The sequence below is a fragment of the Sphingomonas oligophenolica genome (genome assembly GCF_006438955.1).
GTDB classification, from domain to species: domain Bacteria; phylum Pseudomonadota; class Alphaproteobacteria; order Sphingomonadales; family Sphingomonadaceae; genus Sphingomonas; species Sphingomonas oligophenolica_A.
This window is the reverse complement of record NZ_RCZK01000012.1, coordinates 16,608-43,399: the sequence shown is the minus strand read 5'-3', so window position 1 is coordinate 43,399 and position 26,792 is coordinate 16,608. Positions and strand designations below refer to the sequence as shown.

The window sequence follows — 26,792 nt, the reverse complement described above, 5'->3', positions numbered from 1 at the left end:
AAGCCCCAAGCGCGGGGAATGTTCAATCCTTGGGTAGGCGAACCGTCATTCGGCAGGTTGCACGCCCTCGTCATCGCCACCGCGGCCCAGTCGCGGCGCGACCGGCCCCAGCGCGGGACGGCGCGGGCCGGGCAGTTCGACCACATCGCTGCCATCGTCGCCCGGGCGATAGGTGATCAGGCGGCGTCCGATCCGCGATCCGATCGCGCGCTCGACACCCACCGCCAGACTGAAGCTCGACGGGACGATCAGCAGCGTCAGCGCGGTCGACAGGATCAGCCCGCCCATCACCGTCACGCTCATCGGCGCGCGGAACGATCCGTCGCCGGTCAGCGACAGCGCGGTCGGGATCATCCCCGCCACCATCGCCACCGTCGTCATCACGATCGGCTGCGCGCGCTTGTGGCCCGCATCCATGATCGCCTCGAACTTGGCAACGCCGTGCGCCATCTCCTCCAGCGCGAAATCGACCAGCAGGATCGAATTCTTGGCGACGATGCCGAGCAGCATCAGCAGGCCGATATACACCGGCAGCGACACCGACATCCCCGCGATCCACAGCGCGATGCACGCGCCCAGCGGGGCGAGGAACAGCGACCCCAAATTGACGAACGGCGGCAGGAACCGGCGATAGAGCAGCACCAGCACCGCAAAGAGAAGGAAGAACCCCGCGGCGACCGCGGTGATGATGTTGACGACCAGTTCCTGCTGCGCTTTCGACTGGCCGACCGCCAGCTTGCTGACCCCAAGCGGCATGTTCTGCAACGCGGGCAGCGCGTTGATCTGTTTCATCGCATCGCCCTCGATGACCCCAGGGGCGAGATCCGCCCCGACGGTCAGCTGGCGCTGCTGCGCAATTCGGTCGATCTGGGTCGGCCCCGCGCCGAATCCGATCGAGGCGACAACCTTGAGCGGCACCGATCCGCCCGACGCCGTCGGCACCGGCAGGTTCTCGATCGTCGACAGCTTCTGGCGCGCATTCTCGGCCAAGGCGACACGGATCGGGATCTGCCGGTCGGACAGCGAGAAGCGCGCGCTGTTCTGGTCGATGTCGCCCAGCGTCGCGACGCGGATCGCGTTCGACAGCGAACTCGTCGTCACGCCGAGATCGGCGGCGAGGTCGAGCCGCGGCTTGATGACGATCTCGGGCCGCTCGAGCCCGCCCTCGACCCGCGGTGCCTGGATCGATTTCAGCCGCGCCATCTGTGCGACGAGTGTATCCGCGGTCGCCTGGAGCGCGCGTGGGTCGTCACCGCCCAGCGTCAGGCTAAGGTCGCGCGAACTGCCGCCCCACCCGTTGTTGTTGCGGAACGACACCCGCGCATCGGGGAGTGCGGCGAGCCGCGGGGCGAGCCCGCGCTCGAACTGGATGCTCGTCTGTTCGCGGTCCTTGCGCAGCATCGCGGTTACCCGCCCCTTGGCGACAAAGGTGCGCTGATAGACCGAGTCGACGCTCGGTTGCGCCTTCAGGATCTGCGCGACCTCGTCGGTTACCCGTTTGGTTTGCTCCAGCGTCGATCCCGGCGGCAGGTCGATCAGCGCGGTGCTGCGATCGTTGTCGCGCGGCGGCTGGAACTCCTGGGGCAGCATCATGAAGATCGCGACGGTCAGCACCAGCGACAGAAACGCCATCCCCATCACCCAGACGCGGTGGTCGCGGACCATCGACGTCAGCCACCGCCACCCGCCGCGCGCCGCGGCGCGCTGCTGTGCGCTCTGGTCGAGCGTCCAGCGCAGGGTGCGCATATAGGTCCGCATGATCAGCCCATCGCGGCCCTCGACATGCCCGCTCGCTTTCAGGAAATACGCCGCGACCATCGGGGTGACGAGTCGCGCGACCCCCAGACTCATCAGCACCGCCGCGACGACGGTCAGCCCGAAATTCTTGAAATACTGGCCGGAAATGCCCGGCATCACCGACACCGGCATGAACACCGCGACGATCGACATCGTCGTCGCCAGCACCGCCAGCCCGATCTCGTCGGCGGCGTCGATCGATGCCTGATAGGCGGATTTGCCCATCCGCATATGGCGCACGATATTTTCGATCTCGACGATCGCATCGTCGACCAGCACACCCGCGACCAGGCTCAGCGCCAACAACGTCATGACGTTGAGGCTGAACCCCATCATGTCCATGAACCAGAAGGTCGGAATTGCGGACAAGGGGATCGCGAGCGCGGAGATCGCAGTCGCGCGCCAGTCGCGCAGGAACAGGAACACCACGACCACCGCGAGCACCGCACCCTCGATCATCGCTTCGATCGCGCCTTCATATTGCGCTTCGGTATCGTCAACCCCGGTCGAGAGTAGCTTGAAGCGCACATTGGGGTTGCGCTTCTCGAGCTCGGCGAGCTTCTTCTCGACCTCGTGGTACACCGTGACGTCGGACGCGCCCTTGGTCCGCTGGAAGTCGAAACTGATCACCTGGCGTCCGTTGATCGACGACAGCGAGGTCTGCTCGGCGTTCGAATCGCGCACGTCGGCGACGTCCGACAGCCGGACCGTGCGCCCGTTGCCCGCCGAAATCAGCGTCTCGCCCAGCGCGAAGGCGTCGGCGGCGTTGCCGAGCACGCGCACCGCCTGTTCGGACCCCGCGATCTCCGCTTTGCCACCGGTCGCGTTCACGTTGGTCGCACGCAGCTGCGCATTGATCGCGGTCGCGGTCAGGCCGTAGGCCTGGAGCTTCGCCGGATCGAGGATCACGCGGATTTCGCGGCTCACCCCACCGTTGCGCTGGACCCCGCCCATCCCGGGAATCGACAGCAGCGACTTGGTCACGGTGTCGTCGATATACCAGCTCAGCTGTTCGACGGTCATGTCGGTCGCGCTCGCCGAAAAGCTCGCGACGTCATTGTTGGTGGTGTCGACCCGGCCGATCTGCGGCTCCAAGATGCCATCGGGCAGGTTGCTGCGGATCTGCGTGATCTGGTCGCGCAGGTCGTTAACGACGCGGTCGATGTTGGTGCCGATCTGGAACTGGATCGAGGTCGTCGAATTCCCTTCGCGCACGGTGGAGCGGATCTCATCGATGCCCTGGATTCCCCGCGCGGCGGCCTCGACGCGTTTGGTGACTTGGGTCTCGAGTTCGCTCGGCGCGGCACCGGGCTGGCTGATCGTGACATAGGCGACCGGGAAGTCGATGTCGGGATCGGCGTTCACGTCCATCCGCATGAAGCTGACGATCCCCGCCAGCGTCAGTGCCAGGAAGATGACGATCGGCGGGACCGGGTTGCGGATCGACCAGGCCGAGATATTGCGAAAGCTCATGACACGTCAGCTCGCCTTGTTGATCGGTTTGACCTTCTGGCCGGGGCTCAGGAATGCGCCGGCCGACGAGACGACGCGCTCGCTGCCGGTGAGCCCGCCGGTCACCGACACGCCTTGATCGGTCACCTGCCCGACCGTCACGGCGCGGCGCGCGACCTTGTTGTCGGCACCGACGACATAGACGTAATTGCCCTTGCGATCGCTCTGCACCGCCGATTCGGGCAGTTGTGGCACGCTTGCCGCACCGCTGGTGATCTCGGCCTGCGCAAAGCCGCCTGGGCGCAGCGCGGTATCATATTTCAGCGCGACCCGCGCGATCCCCTGGCGCGATTGCGGATCGATCACGGGCGACACCTGCCACACCTCGCCCTTGAAGCTCTGGGTCGATCCCACCGGGGTCACCACCGCAGGGGCGCCGACATGCATCGTCGTCAGGTCCTGCTCGCTCATCTGCGCGCGCAATTCCATCTGACCACCCTTCGCCATCCGGAACAACATCCCCGATCCCGCACTCACGACCTGTCCCGGCTCGACGTTACGCGCCAGCACCAGCCCCGCGGCGGGCGCACGAATGTCGAGTCGCCCGGTACGCGCCTGCGCCTCGCGCAACGTCGCCTGCGCCACCTTGACCCGCGCCGCCGCCGAATTGAGCGTCGCCTGTTTGCGCTGCAGGTCGGCCTTCGAAATGAACCCACGATCGACCAGTTGCGCGGCGCGATCGAGCTCGGACTGCGCGATCGACTGGTCCGACCGTGCGACCGAAATCTGCGCCGCGAGCGACTGTGCGGTCTGGTTCTGGACCGACCGGTCGACGCTGGCGAGGACCTGTCCCGCATTCACCCACTGGCCCGGCTGGACTCGCACCGCGGTGACCATCCCGCCCTCGCCCGCCACGCCGACCGGCATGTCGACTCGTGCCGCGATCGTGCCGGTCGCGCTGATCGTGCGATCGACCGTGCTGCGGCCGGGCACGATGACGCTGACGCTCGGCACCTGTTCGACCGCCGCGCCCGCGGGGGCGGCGGCGGGCTTCTTGTGTCCGAAGACCGTCCAGGCGAGCGCCGCCACCAGCAGCGCGACGACGACCCCGACCACGATGTTGCGCTTCCGGCGACGGCCTTCGCCGTCATAGTCGGGCAACGCCGGGCGTTCGTCCTGCGCAATCGTCCGCGATTCGTAGTTCATGCGCGTCGCTCGTCCCCGTCTCGGCCATCTGGTCGGCATGTCATCGGTAACTTCCGACGCCTTCATCCCGGCTGTGTTATATGAATAGGTCACCGCACTCAAGCCCCAACGCGTGCGCGCCGGAGATATGCGCGAAAGCGATCCCATCCGCAACAATAAGCCGCTATGTTCAGCCAAGGTTGATGCAAACGAATCCAAGACTGCGACAGCAGAGCAACAGTAAAAGGACAATGGATCGATGGTGACGACGATGACGCGTAGGGCGATGGGTGTGGCGCTGGCCGTGACCCTGGCGATGCCCGCCGGGGCGATCGCGCAGGACGCGGGAACCTCGATTGCGCCGATGGTGCCCGCGACGGGGACCGTGCTCGATGTCACGGTCGAGGGCCGCACCACCCGCGTCCCCGATCTCGCGACGATACGCGCGGGCGTCGTCAGCCAGGACGCGACCGCTGCGGCGGCGCTCGCCGACAACGCCCGGCGGATGACCCGCGTCCTCGCCGCGCTGAAACAGGCGCGGGTCGCGGATCGCGATATCGCGACCTCCACCGTCGGCCTCGCCCCGCAATATCGCTACGCCGACAACCAGCCCCCGGTGATCACCGGGTACCAGGCGACCAACACCGTCACGGTCCGGTTCCGTGATGTCTCAACCTCGGGCACGATCCTTGATGCGCTGGTCGCGCAGGGCGCGAATCAGATCGACGGCCCCAATCTGTCGATCGACCGACCCGATGCCGCGCTGGACGAGGCGCGGACCGATGCGGTGAAGCGCGCCCGCGCGCGTGCCGATCTCTACGCCGCCGCCGCAGGCCTCCGCGTCGTGCGGCTCGTGACGATCGCCGAATCGGGGCAGAATAGCGGGGGCCAGCCGCCGCGACCGATGGCCTATGCCCGCGCCCAGATGGCCGATGCCAAGACCGAGATCGCGCCGGGCGAACAGGATGTCACCGTGACGCTGTCGATGCGCTTTCTGCTGCAATGACCCCGCGGCCGCGACAAAAAAAGGCCGCCCGGGATTGCCGGGCGGCCTCTCTATACCGTCATCGATCGGATCGCCGCGGTTAGCGGACGCTGCCCCGCCGAATGAGGTTGACGATCGCGAGCAGGATGACCGCACCGATCAGCGAATAAACGAAGCTCATGACGGTAATACCGGCGTTGATATTGGCACCGAAGATGAACGATGCGATGACCGCGCCCACGATCCCGACCACGATGTTCAGGATGATGCCCTGCTGCCCGTCGGTCCTCATGATCATGCTGGCCAGCCAGCCACAGATGCCGCCGACGATCAGCCAAATGATGATACCCATTACACGTCCCTCCGTTGCTCCCGTAACCGGGCGATGGAACCAAGACTCTCGATGCTAGGATATTGTTCCGCTCGCGTTTCGTTTTTCACATCGATCAATATTTTTGCTGGCGCTCGTAGAGCGACTTGTAGTGCTGGATGCGCGTGACGCGCAGCCCCGGCATCCCCGATCGGTCGATCGCGCGCTGCCACCCGGCGAATTCCTCGACGGTCAGGCCATAGCGCGCGCACACCTCGTCGACGGTCAGCAGCCCGCCGTTCACCGCGGCGACCACCTCGGCCTTGCGCCGCACCACCCACCGGGTCGTCGACGGCGGCGGCAGCGAATCCAGCGTCAGCGATTCGCCGAGCGGACCGATGACTTTGGCGGGCCTGATTTTCTGGTTCTCGATCATTCACTACCTCAAGTCGGGGCGGGGGGCCCCCTCACTGAACTACGGACACCCTGATAGGGCGCGGACAATAAGATCGGCTGAAACGCCTAGGTAAACGCGGTCTTCATTGGTCTTTCCATCGGATTAGCGCGCGGGCCATCGGGCCGTTGAACGCGCCATCGACCGGCTCGAGCAGACGGGTCGACGCGATCCCGGGCGCGAACCCCGCCTGGACATGCGCGGTGACGCTCGCCGCCTGCCGCGCGGCGATCCCGACCATCAGGACCGACAGATCGGCCGGCAAGGCGGTGACCTCGGTCCTGTCATCGAAACCGGTAAAACTAAGATCCAACGCCCAACTCGCCTGTGCAACCCTCTGGTCGAACCGGCCTAGGGCCAAGGCAGTGAAGGTCGGGTAAAGCCGCGTGCAATCAATCGTGAACTTTCGCGCGCGCGTCGCCGAATTTTGCACGGTGCGGCGCGGCCCGCTATGGGCCTGCGATCATGAACAGGACCGATTTTCAGCTCGGCGCCGATCTGGCGGGCAAGCGCATCGTCGTCGCGATGTCGGGCGGGGTCGACAGTTCGGTCGTCGCCGCGCTGGCGCACGCGACCGGCGCGGAGACGATCGGGGTCACGCTCCAGCTCTACGATCATGGCGAAGCGGTGGGCCGCGCAGGGTCGTGCTGCGCAGGGCGCGATATCCGCGACGCGCGCGCGGTCTGCGACCGGCTCGGCATCGCGCATTATGTGTTCGACCATGAATCGAGCTTTCGCGACCAGGTCATCGACCGGTTCGCCGACGAATATCTCGCCGGGCGCACCCCGATCCCGTGCGTCCAGTGCAACATGGGGCCGAAATTCACCGATCTGCTGAAGCTCGCGCGCGATCTCGGCGCGGATTGCCTCGCGACCGGCCATTATGTCCGCCGCGTCGAGGGTGCCCGCGGCGCGGAACTACACCGCGCCACCGATCCCGCGCGCGACCAGAGCTATTTCCTGTTCGCGACCACCCAGGCCCAGCTCGATTACCTGCGCTTTCCGCTTGGCGACTTGCCCAAGGCCCGGGTCCGCGAAATCGCCGCCGAACTCGGCCTCGGCGTCGCCGCCAAGCCCGACAGCCAGGACATCTGCTTCGTCCCCGACGGCGATTACGCCGGGCTCGTCAAAAAGCTGCGGCCCGAGGCCGACACCCGGGGCGACATCGTCGATCTAGCCGGGGCCAAGCTCGGCGAACACCGCGGGCTGATCCACTTCACCGTCGGTCAGCGCCGCGGGCTCGAGCTCGGCGGCACCCCCGAACCGCTCTACGTCGTCCGGCTCGATCCCGCCGCGAAGCGAGTCGTCGTCGGCCCCCGCGCCGCGCTCGCGGTGGCGGCGGCACGGCTTGACGGCATCAATCGGCTCGGCCCGTTCGACGGCGCGCTGACCGTAAAGGTGCGCTCGATGGCGCAGCCCGTCCCCGCCGCGATGATCGGTGACCGCGTCGTCTTCGACTCGCCCGAATATGGCGTCGCCCCCGGCCAGGCCGCGGTGCTCTACGCCGGCGACCGGGTGATGGGCGGCGGATGGATCGCCGAGACCGAGGGCGCGTTACAGGCGGCATGACGATCGCCGACCTCACCCGCCAGATGGACGCCGCCGCCGCTGCGCTCGATTTCGAAACCGCCCGGCGCCTGCGCGATCAGATCAGCCTGCTCCGCAGCGGCGCAGGTGCTGGCGACGGCGACACCGCGATCGACCCCACCGGCCTTACCCGCCAGCAACCCGGCGCGATGGGGCTCGGCACCAGCCAGCAACGTATGACCCCGCCCGACGGCTGGGTAAAACCGAAAAAGCCCGACCCGATGACCAAAGGGCGGAAGCGCTAAGCCCCATTCCCCACCAGCACCTCCCCGGCGAACGCCGGGGTCAAGTTAGTACACGAACCTTGGCTCACGCCGTCCCTCGTTACAGCAACCTTCCCACCTGGACCCCGGCCTTCGCCGAGGAGGTAATAGAGCGCGATGGCTTTACCTAAACCGTTCGTGCTGAGCCTCAGGCCTTTCGACCCGACCCCATGAAAATAGTATCTGCATGGAAGCCCCACAGGCTCGGGGCGAACGGTTGAAGGTTTGATTGATCTGGTGTCATACGCTCGACGAAGCCGCCTCACGGCAGCAGAAACGTCCCCTCGATCACGGTGACGCAATGCCCGCCCAGGATCACGCGATCGCCATCGTGACGACAAGTCAGCCGCCCGCCCCGCGCGCTCGCCTGATAGGCGGTGAAGTCATCGCGTCCCAGCCGCTTGGCCCAATAGGGCACCATCACCGCATGCGCCGATCCCGTCACCGGGTCCTCATCGATACCATAGGCGGGGGTAAACACGCGGCTGACAATATCGGTCGTGTCGCCAGGCGCTGTAACTATAACGACGGCCTGCCCCGCCGCCTTCACCGCGCGCTGATCGGGATCGAGCGCGCGAACGGTCGCAGCGTCGCCGACGACGATCAACGCATAGCCTTTTTCATGCCACAGCGTCGCCTCGACATCGGTGAGCGCCAGCGCGTCGACATAGGGCGTCAGATCGGCGGCGTCGGGTCCCCACGCGGGCAGCGCAAGCGCATAGCCGTCATCGACCCGCGCGACCTCGATCACGCCCGCCTGCCGCGTCGCGAAACGTACCCGCGACAGCGCGGTGTCCGACGACAGCACAACATGCCCGCTCGCCAGCGTCGCATGGCCGCATAGCGCGACCTCGGCGATGGGAGTGAACCAGCGCAAATCGAAATCGACGCCGTCCGTGGCACTGGGCACGATGAACGCGGTTTCGCTCAGGTTATTCTCTTCGGCGATCGCCTGGAGCACGTCGTCGGCCAGCCACGCCGACAGCGGCATCACCGCCGCGGGATTGCCCGCGAACGGCGCGTCGGCGAACGCATCGACCTGGATGAAGGGAATTCTCATACGCGTTTCCCAAACCTCCTGCGCGTCATACGCGCTTTCCAAACCAGTGCGGGGTCACGTCCGCCTCGACCAGCGGATTGTCGGTATCGACATGGCCTTCGGGATCGAGGTGGATCAGCACCTCGACCTTGGGGAACATGTCGCGCAAGCTATGCTCGACGCGCTCGACGATATCATGCGCCTGATGGACGGTCAGGTCGCGCGCCACCTCCATGTGGAATTGCGCGAAATCATGGCTGCCCGATCGGCGGGTGCGGAAATCGTGGATGCCCTTCAGCCCCGGCTGGCGCGCCGCGACTTCCAGGAACGCGGCACGCTGATCCTCGGGCCATTCCTTGTCCATCAGCTGGTCGATTGCGGTCGACGACGCCTTGAACGCCCCCCAGGCGAGCCACAGCGCGATCACGATCCCGAAGACCGGGTCGGCCTTGTGCCACCCGAAATACTGGTCGAGCACCAGCGCGACGATCACCGACCCGTTGAGCAGCACGTCGGACTGGTAATGAACATTGTCCGCCATGATCGCGACCGATCCGGTCTGGCGGATGATCCGGCGCTGATACCACAACAGCACCGCGGTCGCGAGAATCGCCACCACCGACACTCCGATTCCGAACCCAGCGTCGGTGGTCGGCGCGTCGCTGCCCAGCGCACGGATCGCGCGCCACGCGATTCCCACCGCCGACGCGGTGATCAGCGCAACCTGGAACAGCGCGGCGAGCGCCTCCGCCTTGCCGTGCCCGAACCGATGGTCGTGATCCGCCGGCGTCGCCGCGAGCCGCACCCCGTATAGCGTCACCAGGCTCGCGAGCAGGTCGAGCCCGGTATCGGCCAGGCTGCCGAGCATCGCGACCGAGCCGGTCTGCCACGCCGCGAAGCTCTTGAGCGCGAGCAGGCACCCCGCCATCGCCACGCTCGCGAGCGCAGCGCGCACCGCATAGGGCAGCACGCGGCGGCGTTCGTCTCTAGTCACGTGCGCCTCATGGGAACAGCAAGCCTTCGCGCCACCCGCTATCGGCGCGAGTAAAGACGCGGCGTTCGTGAAGCCGGTGCGCGCGGTCCTGCCAGAATTCGATTCGGTCGGGCGTCACCCGATACCCGCCCCAATGCGGCGGCCGCGGGACGTCGCAGCCCGCGAACCGCGCGGTCATCTCCGCGAACCGCGCCTCGAACGTCTCGCGCGAATCGAGGGGGCGCGACTGATCGGATCCCCAGGCGCCAAGCTGCGAATCGCGGCCCCGGCTCGCGAAATACGCATCGCTCTCGGCCTCGCTCGCCAGCGTCACCGCGCCCTCGATGCGGACCTGGCGGCGCAGCGACTTCCAGTGGAACAGCAACGCCGCCGCCATATTCTCGCGCAGGTCCGCCGCCTTGTTGCTCTCGCGATTGGTGTAGAACACGAAGCCGTCGGGACCGTGCCCCTTCAGCAGCACCATCCGCACCGCGGGACGCCCCGCCCCGTCCGCGGTGGCGAGCGCCATCGCGTTGGGGTCATTGGGTTCGGACGCCTTGGCTTCGGCGAACCAGGTGTCGAACAGCGCGAACGGATTGTCGGTCATCGCCGCCCATGTAGCGCAACATTCCGACGAGCGGAACGACTCTCGACGCCAGGGATTGGAACCGGGCGATTGAATCGACTTCGCAACGACTAAGGAACCGGGGATGGCCGCACGCGCCTATTGGCAGGGACAGATCAGGCTCGCGCTCGTCTCGATCCCGGTCGAAATCTATTCCGCCACCAAAAGCGGCGCGGGAATCTCGTTTCGCCAGATCCACGAACCCAGCGGCAAGCCGATCCATTACGACAAGGTCGTCACCGGGGTCGGCCCGGTCGACACCGACGAGATCATGAAGGGCTATGAGGTTGCGAAGGGCGAATATGTCCTGCTCGACCAGGAAGAGATCGACGCGGTAAAGCTCGAATCGAAAAAGACGCTCGAACTCACCCAATTCGTCGACGCACATGAGATCGACGTGTTGTATTACGAAAAACCCTATTTCGTCGTCCCCGCCGACGACCTCGCCGAAGAGGCGTTCATCGTGCTGCGCGAGGCGTTGAAGCGCACCAAGAAGGTCGGGCTCGGCCAACTCGCGCTGCGCGGCCGCGAATATGTCGTCAGCCTCAAACCGTGCGGACGCGGGATGGTGCTCGAAACGCTGCGCTACGCCGACGAGGTCCACCAGGCGCAGGGCTATTTCCGCGACATCCCCGACGACAAGCCCGACGACGATCTCCTCGATCTTGCCGAGGCGCTGATTGCCAAGAAGACCGCCGCCTTCCACCCCGACGAGTTCAAGGATCGCTATGTCGATGCGTTGAAGGACCTCGTCGAGCGCAAGCGCAAGGCGCACGGCAAGAAGATCATCGACGATAAGGGCGGCGAGGAAAAAACGAGCTCGAACGTCGTCGACCTGATGGCCGCGCTCAAGAAATCGATGGAGAAATCGGGGGGCACCACCAAGCCCGCGGCGAAAAAGGCCCCCGCGAAGAAATATCCCGCGAAGAAAACGGTGTCCAAGAAAAGTGCGTAAGCGCCCACCCTCCCCCGTTCATCCTGAGCCTGTCGAAGGACGGGTTCGGGCCACGTGCTTCGACAAGCTCAGCCCGAACGGCGCGGGAGCACAGCGGTGACTAAACCCGACCCCCTCGCGCTCTACAACGCCAAGCGCGACTTCACCAAAACCGCCGAACCCGCGGGCACGCTCGCGCCCGGCCACGGCAACAGCTTCATGGTCCAGAAGCACGACGCCACGCGGCTCCACTGGGACTTGCGGCTCGAGGTCGACGGCGTCCTCAAAAGCTGGGCGGTCACGCGCGGCCCCAGCCTCGATCCCGACGAAAAACGCCTCGCGGTCCGCACCGAGGATCACCCGCTGTCCTACGCGACGTTCGAAGGCACCATCCCCGCGGGTGAATATGGCGGCGGCACGGTGATGCTGTGGGACCGCGGCACCTGGTCCCCGATCAAGGGCAAGAGCGCCAAGGATCTCGACAAGGGCCATCTCCACTTCGTCCTCGACGGCGAGCGGATGAAGGGCGAATGGCTGCTGATTCGCCTCAAACGGCGCGGCAAGGAGAAGCGCGAAAACTGGCTGCTTCGCAAGCTCGACGACGCCGAGGCGGGCGGCACCGACGTGCTGGTCGAGGAAGCGTTGACCAGCGTCTCGACGGGGCGGACGATGGCGGAAATCGCCGAGGGCAAATCCTCCCCGGCACGGGGAGGGGGACCGGCGAAGCCGGTGGAGGGGGCAGGCCGCAAACGCAGCGCACGTGGCACCCCCCCTCCGTCTGCCGCTTCGCGTCAGCCACCTCCCCGCAAACGGGGAGGATTGCCACCCTTCGCCGACCCCCAACTCTGCACCCTCGTCGACAGCGTCCCCCCGGGATCGGGCTGGCTCCACGAGGTCAAATACGACGGCTACCGCGCGCTCGTCGCGGTCGGCGCGGGTAAGGCCAAGGTCTTCACCCGCTCCGGCCTCGACTGGACCGACAAATTCCAGGCCATCGCCGATGCCGCCGCCGACCTCCCCGTCGACACCGCGCTGATCGACGGCGAGATCGTCGCGTTCAAGGACGGTCGCCCCGATTTCTCGACGCTTAAGGACGCGATTTCGAACGCGGGTGCCATGACGCTCTTCGCATTCGACCTGCTGTCGCTCAACGGCGAGGACCTGACCGCGCTCGGCAATGCCGACCGTAAGGAGCGGTTGCGCGCGATCATCCCCGGCGGCGATCGCATCCAGTTCGCCGAACACGTCCTCGGTTCGGGCGAAGACCTGTTCGAGACGATGTGCCGCGAGGGCCTCGAAGGTGTTGTCTCGAAACGCGCCGACGCGCCCTATCGCGGCAGGCGGACCAAATCGTGGCTCAAGGCCAAATGCACGCATCGCCAGGAATTCGTGATCGTCGGCTGGCTACCGTCCGACAAGCAACGCGGGTTCAAGTCGCTGCTGCTCGGGGTCCATGAGGACGGTGCACTTCGCTATTCGGGCAAGGTCGGGACCGGGTTCGACGCCGACACGATGGACGACATCGCCGCCAAGCTCGTGCCGCTGTCGCGCAAGACTCCGACCGTCGAGGCCCCGCGTGCCGCAGTGCGCGGCGCGCACTGGGTGACCCCCACGCTCGTCGCCGAAATCGCCTATGCCGAGGTCACCCCCGACGGCGTGCTGCGCCATTCGAGCTTCCTCGGTCTGCGCACCGATAAAAGCGCGGTTGACGTGGTCGTCGAAACCCCCGAGGCCGCGCCCGCTCCCGCGGTCTCGCACGTCACGGTCAGCAGCCGCGACCGCGTGATCTTCCCCGATTCGAACGTCACCAAGGGCCAGCTCGCCGACTATTACCAGGCGATCGCGCCGATCATGCTCCCCTGGGTCGCGCGCCGCCCGGTCAGCCTCGTCCGCTGCCCGCAAGGCCGCGCCAAACAATGTTTCTTCCAGAAACACGACGCGGGCAGCTTCGGCGAATTCGTCCACCATGTCGACGTCACCGAAAAGGACGGCAGCGTCGAACCTTATCTCTATGTCGACGACGCCGACGGGCTGGTCGCGTGCGTCCAGATGGGGACGATCGAGTTCCACGGCTGGGGGTCGCAGATCGATCCGCTGGAAAAGCCCGATCGGCTGATCTTCGATCTTGATCCCGACGAGGGGCTCGACTTCGAGGATACGAAAAAGGCCGCCGAACACCTCAAGAACCAGCTCGCCGAACTCGGCCTCGTCAGCTTCCCTCTGCTGTCGGGGGGCAAGGGAGTCCACGTCGTCGTGCCGCTGACGCCTGAGGCGGAGTGGCCCGCGGTCAAGGATTTCGCGGATCGCTTTGCGCGCGCGCTCAGCGCCGCCGAGCCCGACCGTTTCGTCGCGGTGATGAGCAAGGCCAAGCGCAAGGGCAAGATATTCATCGACTATCTGCGCAACCAGCGCGGCGCGACCGCGATCATGCCGTTTTCCGCGCGCGCGCGCAGCGGCGCCCCCGTCGCCGCCCCGGTATCGTGGACCGAATTGCGCGACGTCAACACCGCCGCGCGCTGGCACGTCGGCGATCTCGACGAATTGCTCGCCCGCGCGGGAAGCCGCGCGCTCGCTGGCTGGGGGGTCGCGGATCAGCTATTGCCGGACCTATAAGGCTCGCCGTTCGCTGTGATGGTGCGCGGCAACATCGACGCGTGCAGAGCAACGACCGGTCAGACGAGGGGGACGACACACACGATCATGGCGAGCGAGCCCGCCCCCCTGTTCGACGCCGCCACCCATGCCGCGCGCTGGATTGCCGACTATCGCGCGCGGGGCACCGCGGGCGATGTCCTCGGTGATGATCCCGCCTGGACCGCGATGTTCGAGGAACTCGCCAGCGTCGCGGGCGACGACCTCACCCATGCGCGCGAGCGCGTCCAGCGCCACGCTGCCGACATCGGCACCGGCTTTCGCATCATCGGCGAGGCGGACGAGCGGCCCTGGCCCGTCTCTCCCGTTCCGCTGCTGATCGAAGCGGCCGAATGGGCAGAAATCGCCCGCGGCGTCGTCCAGCGCGCCGAGTTGATGGAGACCGTGATCGCCGATCTCTACGGCGAAGGGAAACTGGTCGAAACAGGTCTGATCCCCGCCGCGCTTGTGACGGGCAGTCCGTACTTCCTTCGCCCGATGGTCGGGCTCGATCCTCCCGGCGGCAAGCACCTCCATTTCATCGCGCTCGATCTCGGCCGCGGGCCGACCGGCGAATGGCGCGTCCTCGCGGATCACCTGCGTGCACCGGCGGGCGCAGGCTATGCGCTCGAGAACCGGCTCGCGGTCAGCCGGACGCTCGGGGGCTTGCAAGCGCGGCTCAATATCCAGCGCCACGCGCCGTTCTTTGCGGCGTTCCGCGCGGGCATCGCCGAACTCTGCCTACGCGTCGACCCCCGGATCGGGCTGATGACCCCGGGGCGGTTCAACCCCAGCTATCCCGAACAGGCGCATCTCGCGCGCTATCTCGGCTTCCTGCTGGTCGAGGGCGCCGATCTCGCCGCGCTCGAGGACGTGCTCTACGTCCGCACGATCGCGGGGCTGAAGCGCGTCGATGCGCTGTGGCGCCGCGTCGACCCGCGGCTGCTCGATCCGCTCGCGTTCGATTCGCATTCGCAGATCGGCGTTGCAGGCCTCATCGACGCCTATGCCGCGGGCAACGTCGTCCTCTCCAATTCGCCCGGCGCCGCGGTGCTCGAAGCCCGCGCCTTCGCGGCGTTCCTGCCCCAGCTCGCGGTGCGGCTCTGCGGCGAAAGCCTGCTGATCCCCAATATTGCGACCTGGTGGTGCGGCCAGCAGCGCGAACGCGACCGCGTGGTCGAGGATCTCGACAACCTGCTGATCGCGCCCGCCTTCGGTGCGCCGCCATTGGGCCTGCCCGGCGGCCGCGACATCGCCGGCGCGGACCTCACAGGCGCGGCGCGCGCCGCCTTCCTCGCCGATCTCGAACGCCGCCCACAGGATTATATCGCGCAGGAAATCGTCCGCCTGTCGACGATGCCCGTCGTGGTCGACGACACGCTCGTACCGCGCCCGTTCACGCTGCGCGTCTTCGCCGCACGCGACGCGGCGGGCGCATGGACCGTCTTGCCTGGCGGCTTCGCGCGGATCGGCGACACCCCCGATCCGCGCGCGATGGTGATGGGCGAAGGCGTCTTTTCCGCCGACGTTTGCGTCCACGGCGCCGACCCGATCGAGCCGCTGTCGTTGCTCGCCACCACCGACTCGCTCCAGATCCGCCGCAACCCCGGCACCTTGCCGAGCCGGGTCGCGGACAATTTCTTCTGGCTCGGCCGCTATCTCGAACGCGGTGAAGCGCTGCTCGCCGCGATCCGCGTGATGCTCGGCAACTCGATCGACGCCGATGGCGGTGCTGCGCTCGCCCCCCCAACCGTCGGCAAGCTCGTCGGGCTGATCGTCGGCAGCGGCGCGGCGGATCACCCCCCCTCGCTCCGCCGCGCCGACCTCACCGCCTTTGCGCGCGCCGCGATGGAGGACGAGGCGACGCAATCGGTCGCGACGATCAACCGCCATGCGCGCGACATTGCCGATGGCTCGCGCGACCGGCTGTCGGCGGACATGGTCCGGCTGCTCGACGCCCCCTTCCCGACGCATCGCGGCATGCTCGATCGCACCGGCTCGCTCCAGCGCCGCTACGCCGCGATCGCGGGGTTGAGCGCCGAACATATGGTCCGCACCGACGCATGGCGGTTCCACGATCTCGGTCGCCGGGTCGAACGCGCGCTCGCGATCGTCCGCGCGACGCGCCTCTTCGGGATGCCCGGCGCGACGATCGACGATCTGTCGACCTTGCTCGACCTCGCCGACAGCCAGATCAGCTACCGCCAGCGTTACCTCACCGGCATCGCGCGCGTCCCGGTCGTCGACCTCGTCGCGCTCGATCCAAACAACCCGCGTGGCGTCGCGTACCAGACCGAACGGATCGCCGAACGGCTGCGCGAACTCCCCGTCCTCGGCGACGACGGCATGGCCGAACCGCAACAGGCCGGCGCCGCCGCACTCGCCGCGATCCTCGCCACCGCTACCGCCGCAAGCGTCGCCCCCGACACGCTCGGCGATATCGAACGACGCATCGGCCAGGTCGCCGAGGCGATCGGCCACCGCTATTTTCTCCACGGCGCCGAGCCCTTGCGCGCCCACGGCCTGACGCTGGCATGACGATGATCTACGACATCCGCCACGTCACCCGCTTCGACTATGGCGGCCAGGTCAAGTTCGCGCGGTGCAACCTGCGCCTCAAGCCGATCGACTGGCCGGGCCAGCGCCTCGAATCCTACTCGCTCGGGGTCGAACCCGCGGGGCGGCTGTCGCCGGGGCGCGCCGAGGCAGGGCTCGCCAACGTCACCCGGCTGGTGGTCGATTCGCCGGTCCGGACGCTGACGATCGACAGCTGCGCGCGCGTCGTCGTCGACCGGCTGGTGCCGATCCCATCGCCGACCGACCCGACCTTGGCCGAGGTCGCGGCCTGGGCGCGCGACAGCCGCGACCTGTCGGCGATGGGGCCGGCCAACTATCTCTTCCCCTCGCCGCTGATCCCGCTCGACGCCGCGATCGCGGACTGGTGCGCGCGCGATCTCGATCCCGCGCGCGGCGCGCTCGACGCCGGGATCGCGCTCGCCCGCCGGATCGAGGCGGAGTTCACCTTCGACGCGACCGCCACGCTGGTCGACACGATCCCGCACCACGCATTCCTCCAGCGCAAGGGCGTATGCCAGGACTTCGCGCAGATCATGATCACCGGCCTGCGCGCCGCGGGCCTCCCCGCCGCCTATGCCTCGGGCTATATCCGCACCATCCCGCCGCCCGGAAAACCGCGGCTGGTCGGCGCCGACGCGACCCATGCCTGGGTACTGCTGTGGTGCGGCCCGCATCACGGCTGGGTTGGGCTAGACCCGACCAACGCGATCTGGATGGCGAGCGACCATATCGTCATGGCGGTGGGCCGCGACTATGCGGAAATCGCGCCGGTCGACGGCGTGGTGCTCGGATCGGGCGCGCAGGCGATGGACGTCAGCGTCGATGTCGCCCCGGTCGAGGACGTGGCGGCGTAGAAGGGCTGGGCATAATTGCGCTTTCGGGCCGCGTGCCCCACATAGCCGCCTAACACACCAACCGGGGACTCGATGGCCGATCCATATCAGACCTTGGGCGTCGCGAGGGGCGCGTCCGAGGCAGACATCAAGAAAGCGTATCGCAAGCTCGCCAAAGAGCTTCATCCCGATCGCAACAAGGACAACCCCAAGGCGTCCGAACGGTTCAGCCTGGTCACCAACGCGTACGACCTGCTCACCGACAAGGACAAGCGCGCGCGGTTCGACCGCGGCGAGATCGATGGCGACGGCAATCCCACCTCGCCGTTCGGTGGGGGCTATGGCGGCGCGCGCCCGCGTCCCGGCGGCCAGAGCGGCGGGTTTTCGAGCCAGGGATTCGAATTCGGCGGCGGCGGCGAGAATCCCGACATGTCCGACATCTTCGAGGGGCTGTTCGGCGGTCGCCAGGCGCGCGGCGGCGGTTTTTCGAGCGGCTTCGGGCGCCAGGCCGCGGCCAAGGGTGCGAACATCGACTATCGGCTCAAGGTGCCGTTCGTCGATGCCGCGACGCTCGCGCCGCAGCGGGTGACGCTGGCCGATGGCAAGACGATCGACCTGAAGCTGCCCGCAGGTGTCGACACCGGCACCCAGATGCGGCTTGCGGGCAAGGGCGAAACCGGCCCTGGCGGCGCTGGCGACGCGACCGTCACGATCGAGGTCCAGCCGCACCGCTTCTTCACCCGTGATGGCGACGACGTCCGGCTCGACCTGCCGATCACCCTCGCCGAAGCGGTGCTCGGCGGGTCGGTCCGCGCGCCGACAGTCGACAGCGCGGTGATGCTGACCATCCCGAAGGGCACCTCGTCGGGCAAGGTGCTGCGGCTCAAGGGCAAGGGATTCCACCGCAAAGCGGGCGCGGGCCATGGTACGCGCGGCGACCAGCTCGTCACGCTGATGGTCGATCTGCCCGCCGACGATGCGGCGTTGACCGCGTTCGTCGAAACCTGGACCGGTGCCGGGAACCCGCGTGCGTCCCTGGGAGTCTGATCCAGCGTGACCGACGAGCCTGTCGCCCCGACGCCCGAAGAACGCGGTCGCGACCCCAGTCGAGCACGCTCGCACTTCGATCGCCATCTCGCGAAGGTAAGGCCGGGCAGCTACGCCTTCGAAGTCCTCAAACGCACCTCGATCGGCGTCTATACCGACGGGTTCATCTATGCGGGCAACCTCGCCTATCTCGCGCTGATGACGGTGTTCCCGTTCTTCATCGTCGCCGCCGCGGTGCTGTCGCTGCTCGGCCAGAGCGAAGAGACCCAGCGCGCGGTCGTGAGTTTTCTTCGCCTCCTGCCCCCCAATGTCGGCGACATCCTGCGCAAGCCGATCGCCGACGTGCTAAGCGCGCGCCAGGGATCGCTGCTGTGGCTCGGTGCGCTGGTCGGTCTGTGGACCGTCGGCAGCTTCGTCGAAACCATCCGCGAAATCTTCCGCCGCGCTTATGGCACCACGGCCAGCGCCGCGATTTGGCGCGCACGGCTAGGCTTGAGCCTCGCGATCGTCGGCTCGGTGATCCTCGCGCTGATCTCGTTCCTGGTCCAGGGGCTGCTGACCGCCGCCGAACAGTTCATCTATCGCCTCCTCCCCTTCGCACAGGATGCCGCCGGGTGGCTCGGGATCGCCCGCATCGTCCCCGGGCTGGTGATGTTCGGCGCGTTGTTCCTGCTGTTCTATTCGGTCACGCCGTCGAAATATCGCTACACCTCGAGCCGCAAATGGCCCGGCGCGCTGTTCACGACCTTGTGGTGGATCAGCATGACCGCGGGGCTGCCGCTCGTCCTGTCGTCGCTCGGTGGCTACGACCTGACGTACGGCAGTTTGGCGGGGGTCGTGGTGATGCTGCTGTTCTTTTATCTGATCGGGCTCGGACTGGTATTCGGTGCGCATCTCAACGCGGCGCTGGCGGACCCCCCCGAAGCGGCGCTAGAGGATGACGATGCGACAGCGGAGGCGGTAACGGCGTGAACGGATTGATGGCGGGAAAACGCGGGCTCATCATGGGGCTCGCCAACGACAAGTCGCTGGCGTGGGGGATCGCGCAGAAACTGTCCGAAGCGGGCGCGGAACTCGCGTTCAGCTACCAGGGCGACACGATGGCGAAACGCGTCCGCCCGCTCGCCGAACAGCTCGGCACCGCGCGGCTCTACGATTGCGACGTCGGCGACATGGCGGCGCTCGACCGCACCTTCGCGGCATTGGCGCAGGATTGGCCGACGATCGACTTCGTCGTCCACGCGATCGGTTTCTCGGACAAGAACGAACTGCGCGGGCGGTTCGTCGATACCAGTCTCGACAATTTCCTGATGACGATGAACATCAGCGTCTATTCGTTCGTCGCGATCGCGCAGCGCGCCGCGGCGATGATGAATCCCGGCGGCAGCCTGCTGACGCTGAGCTATTACGGCGCCGAAAAGGTCATCCCGCATTACAACGTCATGGGCGTCGCCAAGGCCGCGCTCGAAACCAGCGTCCAGTATCTCAGCGTCGACCTCGGCCGCGACAACATCCGCGTCAACGCGATCTCGGCAGGCCCGATCAAGACATTGGCGGCGAGCGGGATCGGCGATTTCCGCCTGATCCTGAAATGGAACGAACTCAATTCGCCCTTGAAGCGCAACGTCACGATCGAGGACGTCGGCGGCGCCGCGCTCTACCTGCTCAGCGACCTCGCCAGCGGCGTGACCGGCGAAACCCACCACGTCGATGCGGGCTACAACGTGATCGGCATGAAGGCCGAAGACGCGCCCGACATCGCGCTGGCGTGACGAGGAGCGGGTGCCGGTCGTCTTCGTCGAGCGCGGCTTTCGCTTCCACTTCTACTCTAGCGAAGGAGATCCCCGCGAACCCGTCCACATCCACGTCGCCAGACGCGGCGTGGGCGACGCCAAGCTCTGGCTTTATCCCGAGGTGACCTTCGCCTATAACCACGGATTGGATGCCCGTACGCAGCGCTGGATCAGCGAGCAGGTCGGTCTCCGCAGGCAAGAGATCGTGAGTGCATGGCATGAGCATTTCGGTACGCGCGACGAGCGTTGAGTTCGACGAGGACCAGATGTGGGTGCGGCTCGACGACGGTCGCACGCTCGGCGTCCCGCTCGCCTGGTACCCACGGCTGCTCCTGGGCTCGCCCGCCGATCGCAACAAGGTCTGGATCAGCCCCAGCGGGCTCCACTGGGACGAACTCGACGAGGATATTTCGATCGAGGCGCTCATCGCCGGTCGCGGCGATATGAGCCGAACCGCGCGCGACGCTGCCTAGCCTCGCGGCGCTGTCCTACACGCCGTTGCTGTGGCAGGATGGCGTCATGCCAACGGTCCCCGCCAGCCCCCGCTCACGTCGTTCGGTCCCCATTACCGCAGAGGGCGTCAAAAACCCGATTCCGTGTAACAGTCGTCAATGTTGCCTAATTTTTAGGCAAATTGCGGCATGAGCCTCAACAGCTTCGGTCACCTGTTCCGCTTCACCACCTGGGGCGAATCGCACGGGCCCGCGATCGGCGCGGTGGTCGACGGCTGCCCTCCCGGAATCGCGCTGAGCGAAGCCGATCTCCAACCGTGGCTCGACAAGCGCCGCCCCGGCACGTCGCGCTTCACCACCCAGCGCCGCGAGCCCGATCAGGTCTGCATCCTGTCGGGCGTATTCGAGGGCCGGACCACCGGCACCCCGATCAGCCTGATGATCGAGAATGCCGACCAGCGCTCGAAGGATTATTCGGACGTCGCCAAGGCCTATCGCCCCGGCCATGCCGACTACGCCTATGACGCCAAATACGGCTTCCGTGACTATCGCGGTGGCGGTCGATCGAGCGCGCGCGAAACCGCCAGTCGCGTCGCCGCGGGCGGGGTCGCGCGGCTCGTCATCCCCAGTGTCCGCATCCGCGGCTGGGTCGAAGCGATCGGCGGCGACGGGATCGACTATGCCGCGTTCGACGACGCCGCGATCGACGCCAACCCGTTCTTCTGCCCCGACCCCGCCGCCGCGCTGCGCTGGGAAGCCGCGGTCGACGCCGCGCGCAAAGCCGGCTCGTCGCTCGGCGCGGTGATCGCGTGCGAGGCGGTGGGCGTCCCCGCGGGCTGGGGCGCGCCGCTCTATGCCAAGCTCGACGCCGAGCTCGCGCACGCATGCATGGGGATCAACGCGGTCAAGGGCGTCGAGATCGGCGACGGGTTCGCCGCGGCGGCGCTCACCGGCGAAGCGAATGCCGACGCGATGCGCCCCGGCGACGCGGACGGCCCCCAATTCCTCGCCAACCATGCCGGCGGGATCGCGGGCGGGATCGCGACCGGTCAGCCGATCCGCGTCCGCGTCGCGTTCAAGCCGACCAGTTCGATCCTGACCCCGGTCGAAACGATCACCCGCGACGGCGCGGCGACCGACCTCGCGACCAAGGGCCGCCACGACCCCTGCGTCGGCATCCGCGGGGTGCCCGTCGTCGAGGCGATGGTCGCACTGGTCCTCGCCGACCAGTTCCTGCTCCACCGCGGCCAGTGCGGCTAGCATTCGCGCTCAACTTTATTATTATTTTTTAGGGGCTTACTCGGTTCGCCGCAGCTCCGGCTCGACTCCGCGACGACCCGGTCGGAATGGGCGATCGATCCCGGAACGGACCTTTGTACCGGTGGGTTGATATCCCGTGACCCACAGGAGAAATACGATGCGTATGATGCTGACGATAGCTGCCGCCGCCGCGATGGCGACATCGGGTGCCGCCCTCGCGCAGATGAGCCCGCAGACCACCACCCCGCAAACAACGATGCCCGATACGACCCCGCCGATGACGACCGGCAAGGCCAAGAAGGCGAAGCGGACGACCGCGCCGACCTCGACGCCCAGCCCGTCCACATCGTCGACGATGACCCCCGATCCGACGATCCCCGATTCGGCGAAAATGCCATCTGCCGACGATACCTCGGCGGCACCTCCGGCCGGGGACGGATCGATGACCACCGATCCCGGCACGATGTCCGATCCTACCCCGACCACCCCGCCGAAATAATCAGCTGGTCATGACCGCGGGCGTTCCCACCGGAGCGCCCGCGCGTCGTCAGTCGGCGAACGGATCGCGTACCAAAATCGTGTCCGCGCGTTCGGGGCTGGTCGACACCAGCGCCACCGGGCAGCGGATCAGTTCCTCGATCCGCCGGATATATTTGATCGCCGCCGCGGGCAGGTCGGCCCAGCTCCGCGCCCCCGCGGTCGATTCCTGCCACCCCTCGACCTCTTCGAAAATCGGCTCGACCAGCGCCTGGTCGGCGGCATGGGCGGGGAAATAGTCGATCTCCTCCCCCCGCAACCGATAGCCGATGCAGATCTGCACCGTCTCGAACCCGTCGAGCACGTCGATCTTGGTCAGCGCGATTCCTGTGATTCCCCCGACCGCAGCCGATTGCCGGACCAGCACCGCATCGAACCAGCCGCACCGCCGCTTGCGCCCGGTGACGGTGCCGAATTCATGCCCCCGCTCGCCGAGCCGCTGCCCGGTCTCGTCCTCGAGCTCGGTCGGAAACGGCCCCGAACCGACGCGTGTGGTGTAGGCCTTGGCGATCCCGAGCACGAAGCCGACCCCCGATGGCCCGATCCCCGACCCCGCCGCCGCGGCACCCGCGACGGTGTTCGACGAGGTGACGAACGGATAGGTGCCGTGATCGACGTCGAGCAGTACCCCCTGCGCGCCCTCGAACAGGATCCGCTTGCCCGCCGCGCGCGCCGCGTTGAGGTCGCGCCATACCGGCTTGGCGAACGGCAGGACGAACCCCGCGATCGCAGCCAATTCGGCGACCAACGCAGCGCGGTCGATCGGCGGTTCGCCGAACCCGGCACGCAGTGCGTCGTGGTGCGCGGTCAGCCGGTCGAGCTGCGGCTCCAGCTCGTCGAGATGCGCCAGGTCGCAGACGCGGATCGCACGCCGCCCGACCTTGTCTTCATAAGCGGGGCCGATCCCGCGCCGCGTCGTCCCGATCTTGCCCGCGCCGCTCGCGTCCTCGCGCAGCGAATCGAGGTCGCGATGGAACGGCAGGATCAGCGCGCAATTGTCCGCGATCCGCAGCGTGTCGGGGGTCGCGACCACGCCCTGCTGCCCGAGCCGCTCGATCTCCGCCTTCAGCGCCCACGGATCGAGCACGACGCCATTGCCGATCACCGACGGCGTACCCCGCACGATCCCCGACGGCAGCAGCGACAGCTTGTACGTGACGTTGCCGACGACCAGCGTGTGCCCGGCGTTATGCCCGCCCTGGAACCGCACCACCATGTCGGCGCGCTCGGCGAGCCAGTCGACGATCTTGCCCTTGCCCTCGTCGCCCCATTGCGCGCCGATGACTGCTACGTTGGCCACCTGATTCTCCTCGGAATTGACGTGTTCGCCTACAGCGCGCGCGCCGCGCCATCCACCCATAGATGCGTCGCGAGCTGCGTTTGCGGCGTGTCCGCCGCGGTCAGCGCGGTCACCGTGACCCACCCCGCCGCGCGCATCGCCGCGCCGTCGCCGGCGGACGTGCCCAGCGGCAGGAACAGGCGGCGACGCTCGACCGAGGCCGCGCTCGCCACCAGCGCATCCGCGAACAGCGAAAAGCCCGTCGCGGTTTCCTCCGCGCCGTTCTCGTGCATCACCAGATAGGTGCCGCCGCGCCCAACCTCTCGCGCCGCGCCCGCGACGAACAGCGAAAAACCCAGCCAGCTCTGATATTCGAACCCGTGCCGCTCGGTCGGATCGAGCGTCAGCGCCGCGTGGTCTCCGAGTGACGCCGCAATCGTCGCCAGCCCGTCGAGCCGCGAGGCGAGGACGCCGCCCGAATCGAACGCGCGCAGCCGATCCATCGCGGTCGCGAACGGCCCCGCCGCATCGATCAACGGCAGGTACTCGGGCGCGATGGCCGCGACCGCCCCGGCGTCCTTCGCATCGAGCCGGTCGCGCAGCGCCGCGAGCCGATCAACGGGGACCGGCAGCGGCCCCGCCGCGAGCGTGTCGACCAGGTCGGGCAGCGTGAAATCGACCGAAATGCCGCTCGCGCCCGCCGCGTCGAGCCCCTCGACCGCGACCCCGACGATCTCACACGCCGCCGCGACCGAATCGAGCCCGACGAGCTCGCACCCGATCTGCCGCGATTCACGCGCCGGCGCGAGCTGCGAGGCGCGCAGCTTCATGACGCTGCCCGCATAACAGAGCCGCACGGGGCGCGGGTGGTGCCCCATCCGCGTCGCCGCGATGCGCGCGATCTGCGCGGTCAGATCGGGACGGATCGCAAGCGTGCGCTGCGACACCGGGTCGACGAAGCGCACCGCGTCGGTCAGCCCCCCCGCCTTCAATCGCGATCCCAAGCCGTCGGCGAATTCGGCAAGCGGCGGATCGGCGCGTTCATACCCATGGCTGTGCGCAACCGCCAGCACCCGCGCCTCGACCGCGCTCGCGGCGTCGGCAAACGGTGGCAGCGTGTCGCGAAACCCTTCGGGAAGCAGCGGTGTCATGGCGCGCGCCCTTAGCACTCCGTCATCAGAAGTTAAGCCCCATGGCGGTCTTCACCCCCGGCAGCGCGCGGACGGTCGAGAGCAGCTCCTTCGTCACCGGTTCGTCGACCGACAGCAGCAGCACCGCTTCGCCGCCCGCGTTCCGCCGACCCAGATGGAACGTCCCGATATTTACCCCTGCTTCGCCCAGCGTTGTCCCGAGCCGACCGATGAACCCGGGCGCATCTTCATTCACCACATACAGCATCGGACCGGCCAGATCGGCCTCGATCTTCACCCCGAACAGCTCGACGAGCCGCGGCGCGGCGTCGCCGAACAACGTCCCTGCGACCGATCGCTCGCCATCCGCGGTCGTCACCGCGACCCGGACGAGCGTGTGGTAATCGCCCTCGCGCTCGGTGCGGATTTCGCGCACCTCGATCCCGCGGTCGCGCGCCAGCAGCGGCGCGTTGACCATGTTGACCGTCGCGGTCTGCGTCGCGAGGAAGCCCGACAGCACCGCGCTCGTTATCGGCTTCTGGTTCAATTCTGCCGCCGCGCCCTGGGCATGGATCGAGATCCGCGTGATCGCCCCATGCGCAAGCTGGCCGACGAGGCTGCCGAGCTTTTCGGCGAGCGCCATATACGGCTTCAACCGCGGCGCTTCCTCGGCGCTCAGGCTTGGCATGTTGAGCGCGTTGGTGACGCCGCCCGACATCAGATAATCCGCCATCTGCTCGGCGACCTGGATCGCGACATTGACCTGCGCCTCGCTGGTCGACGCACCCAGATGCGGGGTCGAGACGAAATTCGGCGTCCCGAACAGTGGCGATGCCTTGGCGGGCTCCTCGACGAACACGTCGAGCGCGGCGCCGCCGATATGCCCTGAATCAAGGCCTTCCTTCAGCGCCGCCTCGTCGATCAGCCCGCCGCGCGCGCAATTGATGATGCGCACGCCCGGCTTGGTCTTGGCAAGATTCTCCTTCGACAGGATGTTGCGGGTCTGATCGGTCAGCGGCGTATGCAGCGTGATGAAGTCGGCACGCGCCAACAGCGTGTCGAGATCGACCTTCTCGACCCCCATCTCGAGCGCGCGTTCGGGGGTCAGGAACGGATCGTACGCGATCGCCTTCATCCTGAGGCCCAGCGCGCGATCGGCGACGATGCTGCCGATATTGCCCGCGCCGATCAGCCCCAGCGTCTTGCTGGTCAGTTCGACGCCCATGAACCGGTTCTTCTCCCACTTGCCCGCCTGGGTCGACGCATCCGCCTCGGGCAATTGCCGCGCCAGCGCGAACATCAGCGCGATCGCGTGTTCGGCAGTGGTGATCGAATTGCCGAACGGTGTGTTCATGACGACCACGCCCTTCGCCGACGCGGCGGGAATATCGACGTTGTCGACCCCGATCCCCGCGCGCCCGACGACCTTCAGGTTGGTCGCGGCATCGAGGATCGCCCGCGTCACCTTGGTCGACGACCGGATCGCGAGGCCATCATAGTCGCCGATCATCGCGGCGAGTTCGTCCGGGGTCTTGCCGGTGATCTCGTCGACCTCGACCCCGCGTTCGCGGAAAATCTGCGCGGCGCGAGGGTCCATTTTGTCGGAAATGAGGACTTTGGGCATGGTGATTCTTTCGAAAAAATTGTTC

The 26,792-nt window shown here is 67.2% G+C and carries 25 protein-coding genes; 14 read left to right on the top strand and 11 right to left on the bottom strand.

The window, feature by feature from the left end:
- Window positions 1–45 precede the first annotated feature (45 nt).
- Both EAH84_RS13010 and EAH84_RS13005 read right to left on the bottom strand, forming a co-directional pair.
- Complete coding sequence (locus tag EAH84_RS13010) at window positions 46–3,270, bottom strand: efflux RND transporter permease subunit (protein WP_140872440.1); 3,225 nt, start codon at window positions 3,268–3,270, stop codon at window positions 46–48.
- A gap of 6 nt (window positions 3,271–3,276) precedes the next feature.
- A complete protein-coding gene (locus EAH84_RS13005; RefSeq protein ID WP_140872439.1) occupies window positions 3,277–4,455 on the bottom strand; it encodes an efflux RND transporter periplasmic adaptor subunit in 1,179 nt (392 codons plus the stop codon).
- Window positions 4,456–4,705: 250 nt separating this feature from the next.
- Between EAH84_RS13005 and EAH84_RS13000 the strand changes: the two genes are divergently transcribed.
- On the top strand, window positions 4,706–5,440 hold the full coding sequence (locus tag EAH84_RS13000) for an SIMPL domain-containing protein (protein WP_140872466.1): 735 nt from the start codon (window positions 4,706–4,708) through the stop codon (window positions 5,438–5,440).
- Window positions 5,441–5,519: 79 nt separating this feature from the next.
- On the opposite strand, the gene EAH84_RS12995 is transcribed toward EAH84_RS13000, so the two are convergent.
- The 3 genes from EAH84_RS12995 to EAH84_RS12985 form a co-directional block, all read right to left on the bottom strand.
- The gene (locus EAH84_RS12995; RefSeq protein ID WP_140872438.1) at window positions 5,520–5,771 is read right to left on the bottom strand and encodes a GlsB/YeaQ/YmgE family stress response membrane protein; all 252 of its coding nucleotides are present in this window, start codon (window positions 5,769–5,771) and stop codon (window positions 5,520–5,522) included.
- 94 nt (window positions 5,772–5,865) lie between these two features.
- A complete protein-coding gene (locus EAH84_RS12990) occupies window positions 5,866–6,165 on the bottom strand; it encodes a DUF1153 domain-containing protein (protein WP_140872437.1) in 300 nt (99 codons plus the stop codon).
- Between the two features lie 103 nt (window positions 6,166–6,268).
- Window positions 6,269–6,496 carry a hypothetical protein gene (locus EAH84_RS12985; RefSeq protein ID WP_140872436.1) on the bottom strand — a complete coding sequence of 76 codons (228 nt, stop codon included), beginning with the start codon at window positions 6,494–6,496 and terminating at the stop codon, window positions 6,269–6,271.
- Window positions 6,497–6,648: 152 nt separating this feature from the next.
- Here EAH84_RS12985 and mnmA point away from each other — a divergent pair, with 152 nt between their 5' ends.
- Together mnmA and EAH84_RS12975 are read left to right on the top strand one after the other, a co-directional pair.
- On the top strand, window positions 6,649–7,752 hold the full coding sequence (gene mnmA / locus EAH84_RS12980; protein WP_140872435.1) for a tRNA 2-thiouridine(34) synthase MnmA: 1,104 nt from the start codon (window positions 6,649–6,651) through the stop codon (window positions 7,750–7,752).
- Window positions 7,749–8,015, top strand: a complete 267-nt coding sequence (locus tag EAH84_RS12975) for a UvrB/UvrC motif-containing protein (RefSeq protein ID WP_140872434.1) — start codon at window positions 7,749–7,751, stop codon at window positions 8,013–8,015. The genes mnmA and EAH84_RS12975 overlap by 4 nt, the downstream gene beginning before the upstream one ends.
- Before the next feature lie 280 nt (window positions 8,016–8,295).
- Here the strand turns inward: EAH84_RS12975 and EAH84_RS12970 are convergent, their stop codons facing one another.
- From EAH84_RS12970 to pdxH, 3 genes are read right to left on the bottom strand one after another with little or no spacing between them, the layout of a single operon-like run.
- A complete protein-coding gene (locus EAH84_RS12970; protein WP_140872433.1) occupies window positions 8,296–9,093 on the bottom strand; it encodes a PhzF family phenazine biosynthesis protein in 798 nt (265 codons plus the stop codon).
- A gap of 25 nt (window positions 9,094–9,118) precedes the next feature.
- Window positions 9,119–10,066 carry a cation diffusion facilitator family transporter gene (locus tag EAH84_RS12965; protein WP_140872432.1) on the bottom strand — a complete coding sequence of 316 codons (948 nt, stop codon included), beginning with the start codon at window positions 10,064–10,066 and terminating at the stop codon, window positions 9,119–9,121.
- Window positions 10,067–10,073: 7 nt separating this feature from the next.
- Window positions 10,074–10,652 carry a pyridoxamine 5'-phosphate oxidase gene (gene pdxH, locus EAH84_RS12960; RefSeq protein WP_140872431.1) on the bottom strand — a complete coding sequence of 193 codons (579 nt, stop codon included), beginning with the start codon at window positions 10,650–10,652 and terminating at the stop codon, window positions 10,074–10,076.
- A 103-nt stretch (window positions 10,653–10,755) separates the two neighbouring features.
- Between pdxH and EAH84_RS12955 the strand changes: the two genes are divergently transcribed.
- The 11 genes from EAH84_RS12955 (at window position 10,756) to EAH84_RS12905 (ending at window position 22,696) form a co-directional block, all read left to right on the top strand.
- Complete coding sequence (locus EAH84_RS12955; protein ID WP_140872430.1) at window positions 10,756–11,625, top strand: Ku protein; 870 nt, start codon at window positions 10,756–10,758, stop codon at window positions 11,623–11,625.
- Window positions 11,626–11,721: 96 nt separating this feature from the next.
- The gene (gene ligD / locus EAH84_RS12950; protein WP_140872429.1) at window positions 11,722–14,217 is read left to right on the top strand and encodes a DNA ligase D; all 2,496 of its coding nucleotides are present in this window, start codon (window positions 11,722–11,724) and stop codon (window positions 14,215–14,217) included.
- Window positions 14,218–14,304: 87 nt separating this feature from the next.
- Window positions 14,305–16,773, top strand: a complete 2,469-nt coding sequence (locus EAH84_RS12945) for a circularly permuted type 2 ATP-grasp protein (RefSeq protein WP_140872428.1) — start codon at window positions 14,305–14,307, stop codon at window positions 16,771–16,773.
- Window positions 16,774–16,775: 2 nt separating this feature from the next.
- Complete coding sequence (locus EAH84_RS12940; RefSeq protein ID WP_140872465.1) at window positions 16,776–17,666, top strand: transglutaminase family protein; 891 nt, start codon at window positions 16,776–16,778, stop codon at window positions 17,664–17,666.
- 72 nt (window positions 17,667–17,738) lie between these two features.
- Window positions 17,739–18,692, top strand: a complete 954-nt coding sequence (locus EAH84_RS12935; protein WP_140872427.1) for a DnaJ C-terminal domain-containing protein — start codon at window positions 17,739–17,741, stop codon at window positions 18,690–18,692.
- Between the two features lie 6 nt (window positions 18,693–18,698).
- On the top strand, window positions 18,699–19,664 hold the full coding sequence (locus EAH84_RS12930; RefSeq protein WP_140872426.1) for a YihY/virulence factor BrkB family protein: 966 nt from the start codon (window positions 18,699–18,701) through the stop codon (window positions 19,662–19,664).
- The gene (fabI, locus tag EAH84_RS12925) at window positions 19,661–20,464 is read left to right on the top strand and encodes an enoyl-ACP reductase FabI (RefSeq protein WP_140872425.1); all 804 of its coding nucleotides are present in this window, start codon (window positions 19,661–19,663) and stop codon (window positions 20,462–20,464) included. Before EAH84_RS12930 ends, fabI begins: the two co-directional genes overlap by 4 nt.
- 10 nt (window positions 20,465–20,474) lie before the next feature.
- Window positions 20,475–20,735: a DUF4160 domain-containing protein gene (locus tag EAH84_RS12920; protein ID WP_140872424.1), complete on the top strand. Its 261-nt coding sequence runs from the start codon at window positions 20,475–20,477 to the stop codon at window positions 20,733–20,735.
- Window positions 20,704–20,958 carry a DUF2442 domain-containing protein gene (locus tag EAH84_RS12915; protein ID WP_140872423.1) on the top strand — a complete coding sequence of 85 codons (255 nt, stop codon included), beginning with the start codon at window positions 20,704–20,706 and terminating at the stop codon, window positions 20,956–20,958. The genes EAH84_RS12920 and EAH84_RS12915 overlap by 32 nt, the downstream gene beginning before the upstream one ends.
- Window positions 20,959–21,126: 168 nt before the next feature.
- Window positions 21,127–22,197 (top strand): chorismate synthase, encoded by a 1,071-nt coding sequence (aroC, locus tag EAH84_RS12910; RefSeq protein WP_140872422.1) that lies wholly within the window; start codon window positions 21,127–21,129, stop codon window positions 22,195–22,197.
- Between the two features lie 157 nt (window positions 22,198–22,354).
- Window positions 22,355–22,696 (top strand): hypothetical protein, encoded by a 342-nt coding sequence (locus EAH84_RS12905; RefSeq protein ID WP_140872421.1) that lies wholly within the window; start codon window positions 22,355–22,357, stop codon window positions 22,694–22,696.
- Between the two features lie 48 nt (window positions 22,697–22,744).
- Here EAH84_RS12905 and EAH84_RS12900 read toward each other — a convergent pair whose 3' ends face one another.
- Genes EAH84_RS12900 through serA form a run of 3 tightly spaced genes read right to left on the bottom strand, consistent with a single transcriptional unit; the run spans window position 22,745 to window position 26,767 of the window.
- Entirely contained in the window at window positions 22,745–24,034 is a 1,290-nt protein-coding gene (locus EAH84_RS12900; protein ID WP_140872420.1) for an adenylosuccinate synthase, read from the bottom strand.
- Window positions 24,035–24,063: 29 nt separating this feature from the next.
- Window positions 24,064–25,164 (bottom strand): ATP phosphoribosyltransferase regulatory subunit, encoded by a 1,101-nt coding sequence (locus EAH84_RS12895; RefSeq protein ID WP_140872419.1) that lies wholly within the window; start codon window positions 25,162–25,164, stop codon window positions 24,064–24,066.
- A gap of 25 nt (window positions 25,165–25,189) precedes the next feature.
- Complete coding sequence (gene serA / locus EAH84_RS12890; RefSeq protein ID WP_140872418.1) at window positions 25,190–26,767, bottom strand: phosphoglycerate dehydrogenase; 1,578 nt, start codon at window positions 26,765–26,767, stop codon at window positions 25,190–25,192.
- Window positions 26,768–26,792 lie beyond the last annotated feature (25 nt).

What these genes read in the sequence shown, in the direction of transcription:
- EAH84_RS12940 (WP_140872465.1), top strand. Translation starts at nt 16,776, where the DNA reads ATGATCTACGACATCCGCCACGTCACCCGCTTCGACTATGGCGGCCAG.
- EAH84_RS12955 (WP_140872430.1), top strand. Translation starts at nt 10,756, where the DNA reads ATGGCCGCACGCGCCTATTGGCAGGGACAGATCAGGCTCGCGCTCGTC.
- EAH84_RS12915 (WP_140872423.1), top strand. Translation starts at nt 20,704, where the DNA reads ATGAGCATTTCGGTACGCGCGACGAGCGTTGAGTTCGACGAGGACCAG.
- EAH84_RS12895 (WP_140872419.1), bottom strand. Translation starts at nt 25,164, where the DNA reads ATGACACCGCTGCTTCCCGAAGGGTTTCGCGACACGCTGCCACCGTTT.
- EAH84_RS12905 (WP_140872421.1), top strand. Translation starts at nt 22,355, where the DNA reads ATGCGTATGATGCTGACGATAGCTGCCGCCGCCGCGATGGCGACATCG.
- EAH84_RS12990 (WP_140872437.1), bottom strand. Translation starts at nt 6,165, where the DNA reads ATGATCGAGAACCAGAAAATCAGGCCCGCCAAAGTCATCGGTCCGCTC.
- EAH84_RS13010 (WP_140872440.1), bottom strand. Translation starts at nt 3,270, where the DNA reads ATGAGCTTTCGCAATATCTCGGCCTGGTCGATCCGCAACCCGGTCCCG.
- mnmA (WP_140872435.1), top strand. Translation starts at nt 6,649, where the DNA reads ATGAACAGGACCGATTTTCAGCTCGGCGCCGATCTGGCGGGCAAGCGC.
- serA (WP_140872418.1), bottom strand. Translation starts at nt 26,767, where the DNA reads ATGCCCAAAGTCCTCATTTCCGACAAAATGGACCCTCGCGCCGCGCAG.
- EAH84_RS12995 (WP_140872438.1), bottom strand. Translation starts at nt 5,771, where the DNA reads ATGGGTATCATCATTTGGCTGATCGTCGGCGGCATCTGTGGCTGGCTG.
- aroC (WP_140872422.1), top strand. Translation starts at nt 21,127, where the DNA reads ATGAGCCTCAACAGCTTCGGTCACCTGTTCCGCTTCACCACCTGGGGC.
- EAH84_RS12935 (WP_140872427.1), top strand. Translation starts at nt 17,739, where the DNA reads ATGGCCGATCCATATCAGACCTTGGGCGTCGCGAGGGGCGCGTCCGAG.
- EAH84_RS13005 (WP_140872439.1), bottom strand. Translation starts at nt 4,455, where the DNA reads ATGAACTACGAATCGCGGACGATTGCGCAGGACGAACGCCCGGCGTTG.
- EAH84_RS12975 (WP_140872434.1), top strand. Translation starts at nt 7,749, where the DNA reads ATGACGATCGCCGACCTCACCCGCCAGATGGACGCCGCCGCCGCTGCG.
- EAH84_RS13000 (WP_140872466.1), top strand. Translation starts at nt 4,706, where the DNA reads ATGACGCGTAGGGCGATGGGTGTGGCGCTGGCCGTGACCCTGGCGATG.
- pdxH (WP_140872431.1), bottom strand. Translation starts at nt 10,652, where the DNA reads ATGACCGACAATCCGTTCGCGCTGTTCGACACCTGGTTCGCCGAAGCC.
- EAH84_RS12945 (WP_140872428.1), top strand. Translation starts at nt 14,305, where the DNA reads ATGGCGAGCGAGCCCGCCCCCCTGTTCGACGCCGCCACCCATGCCGCG.
- EAH84_RS12970 (WP_140872433.1), bottom strand. Translation starts at nt 9,093, where the DNA reads ATGAGAATTCCCTTCATCCAGGTCGATGCGTTCGCCGACGCGCCGTTC.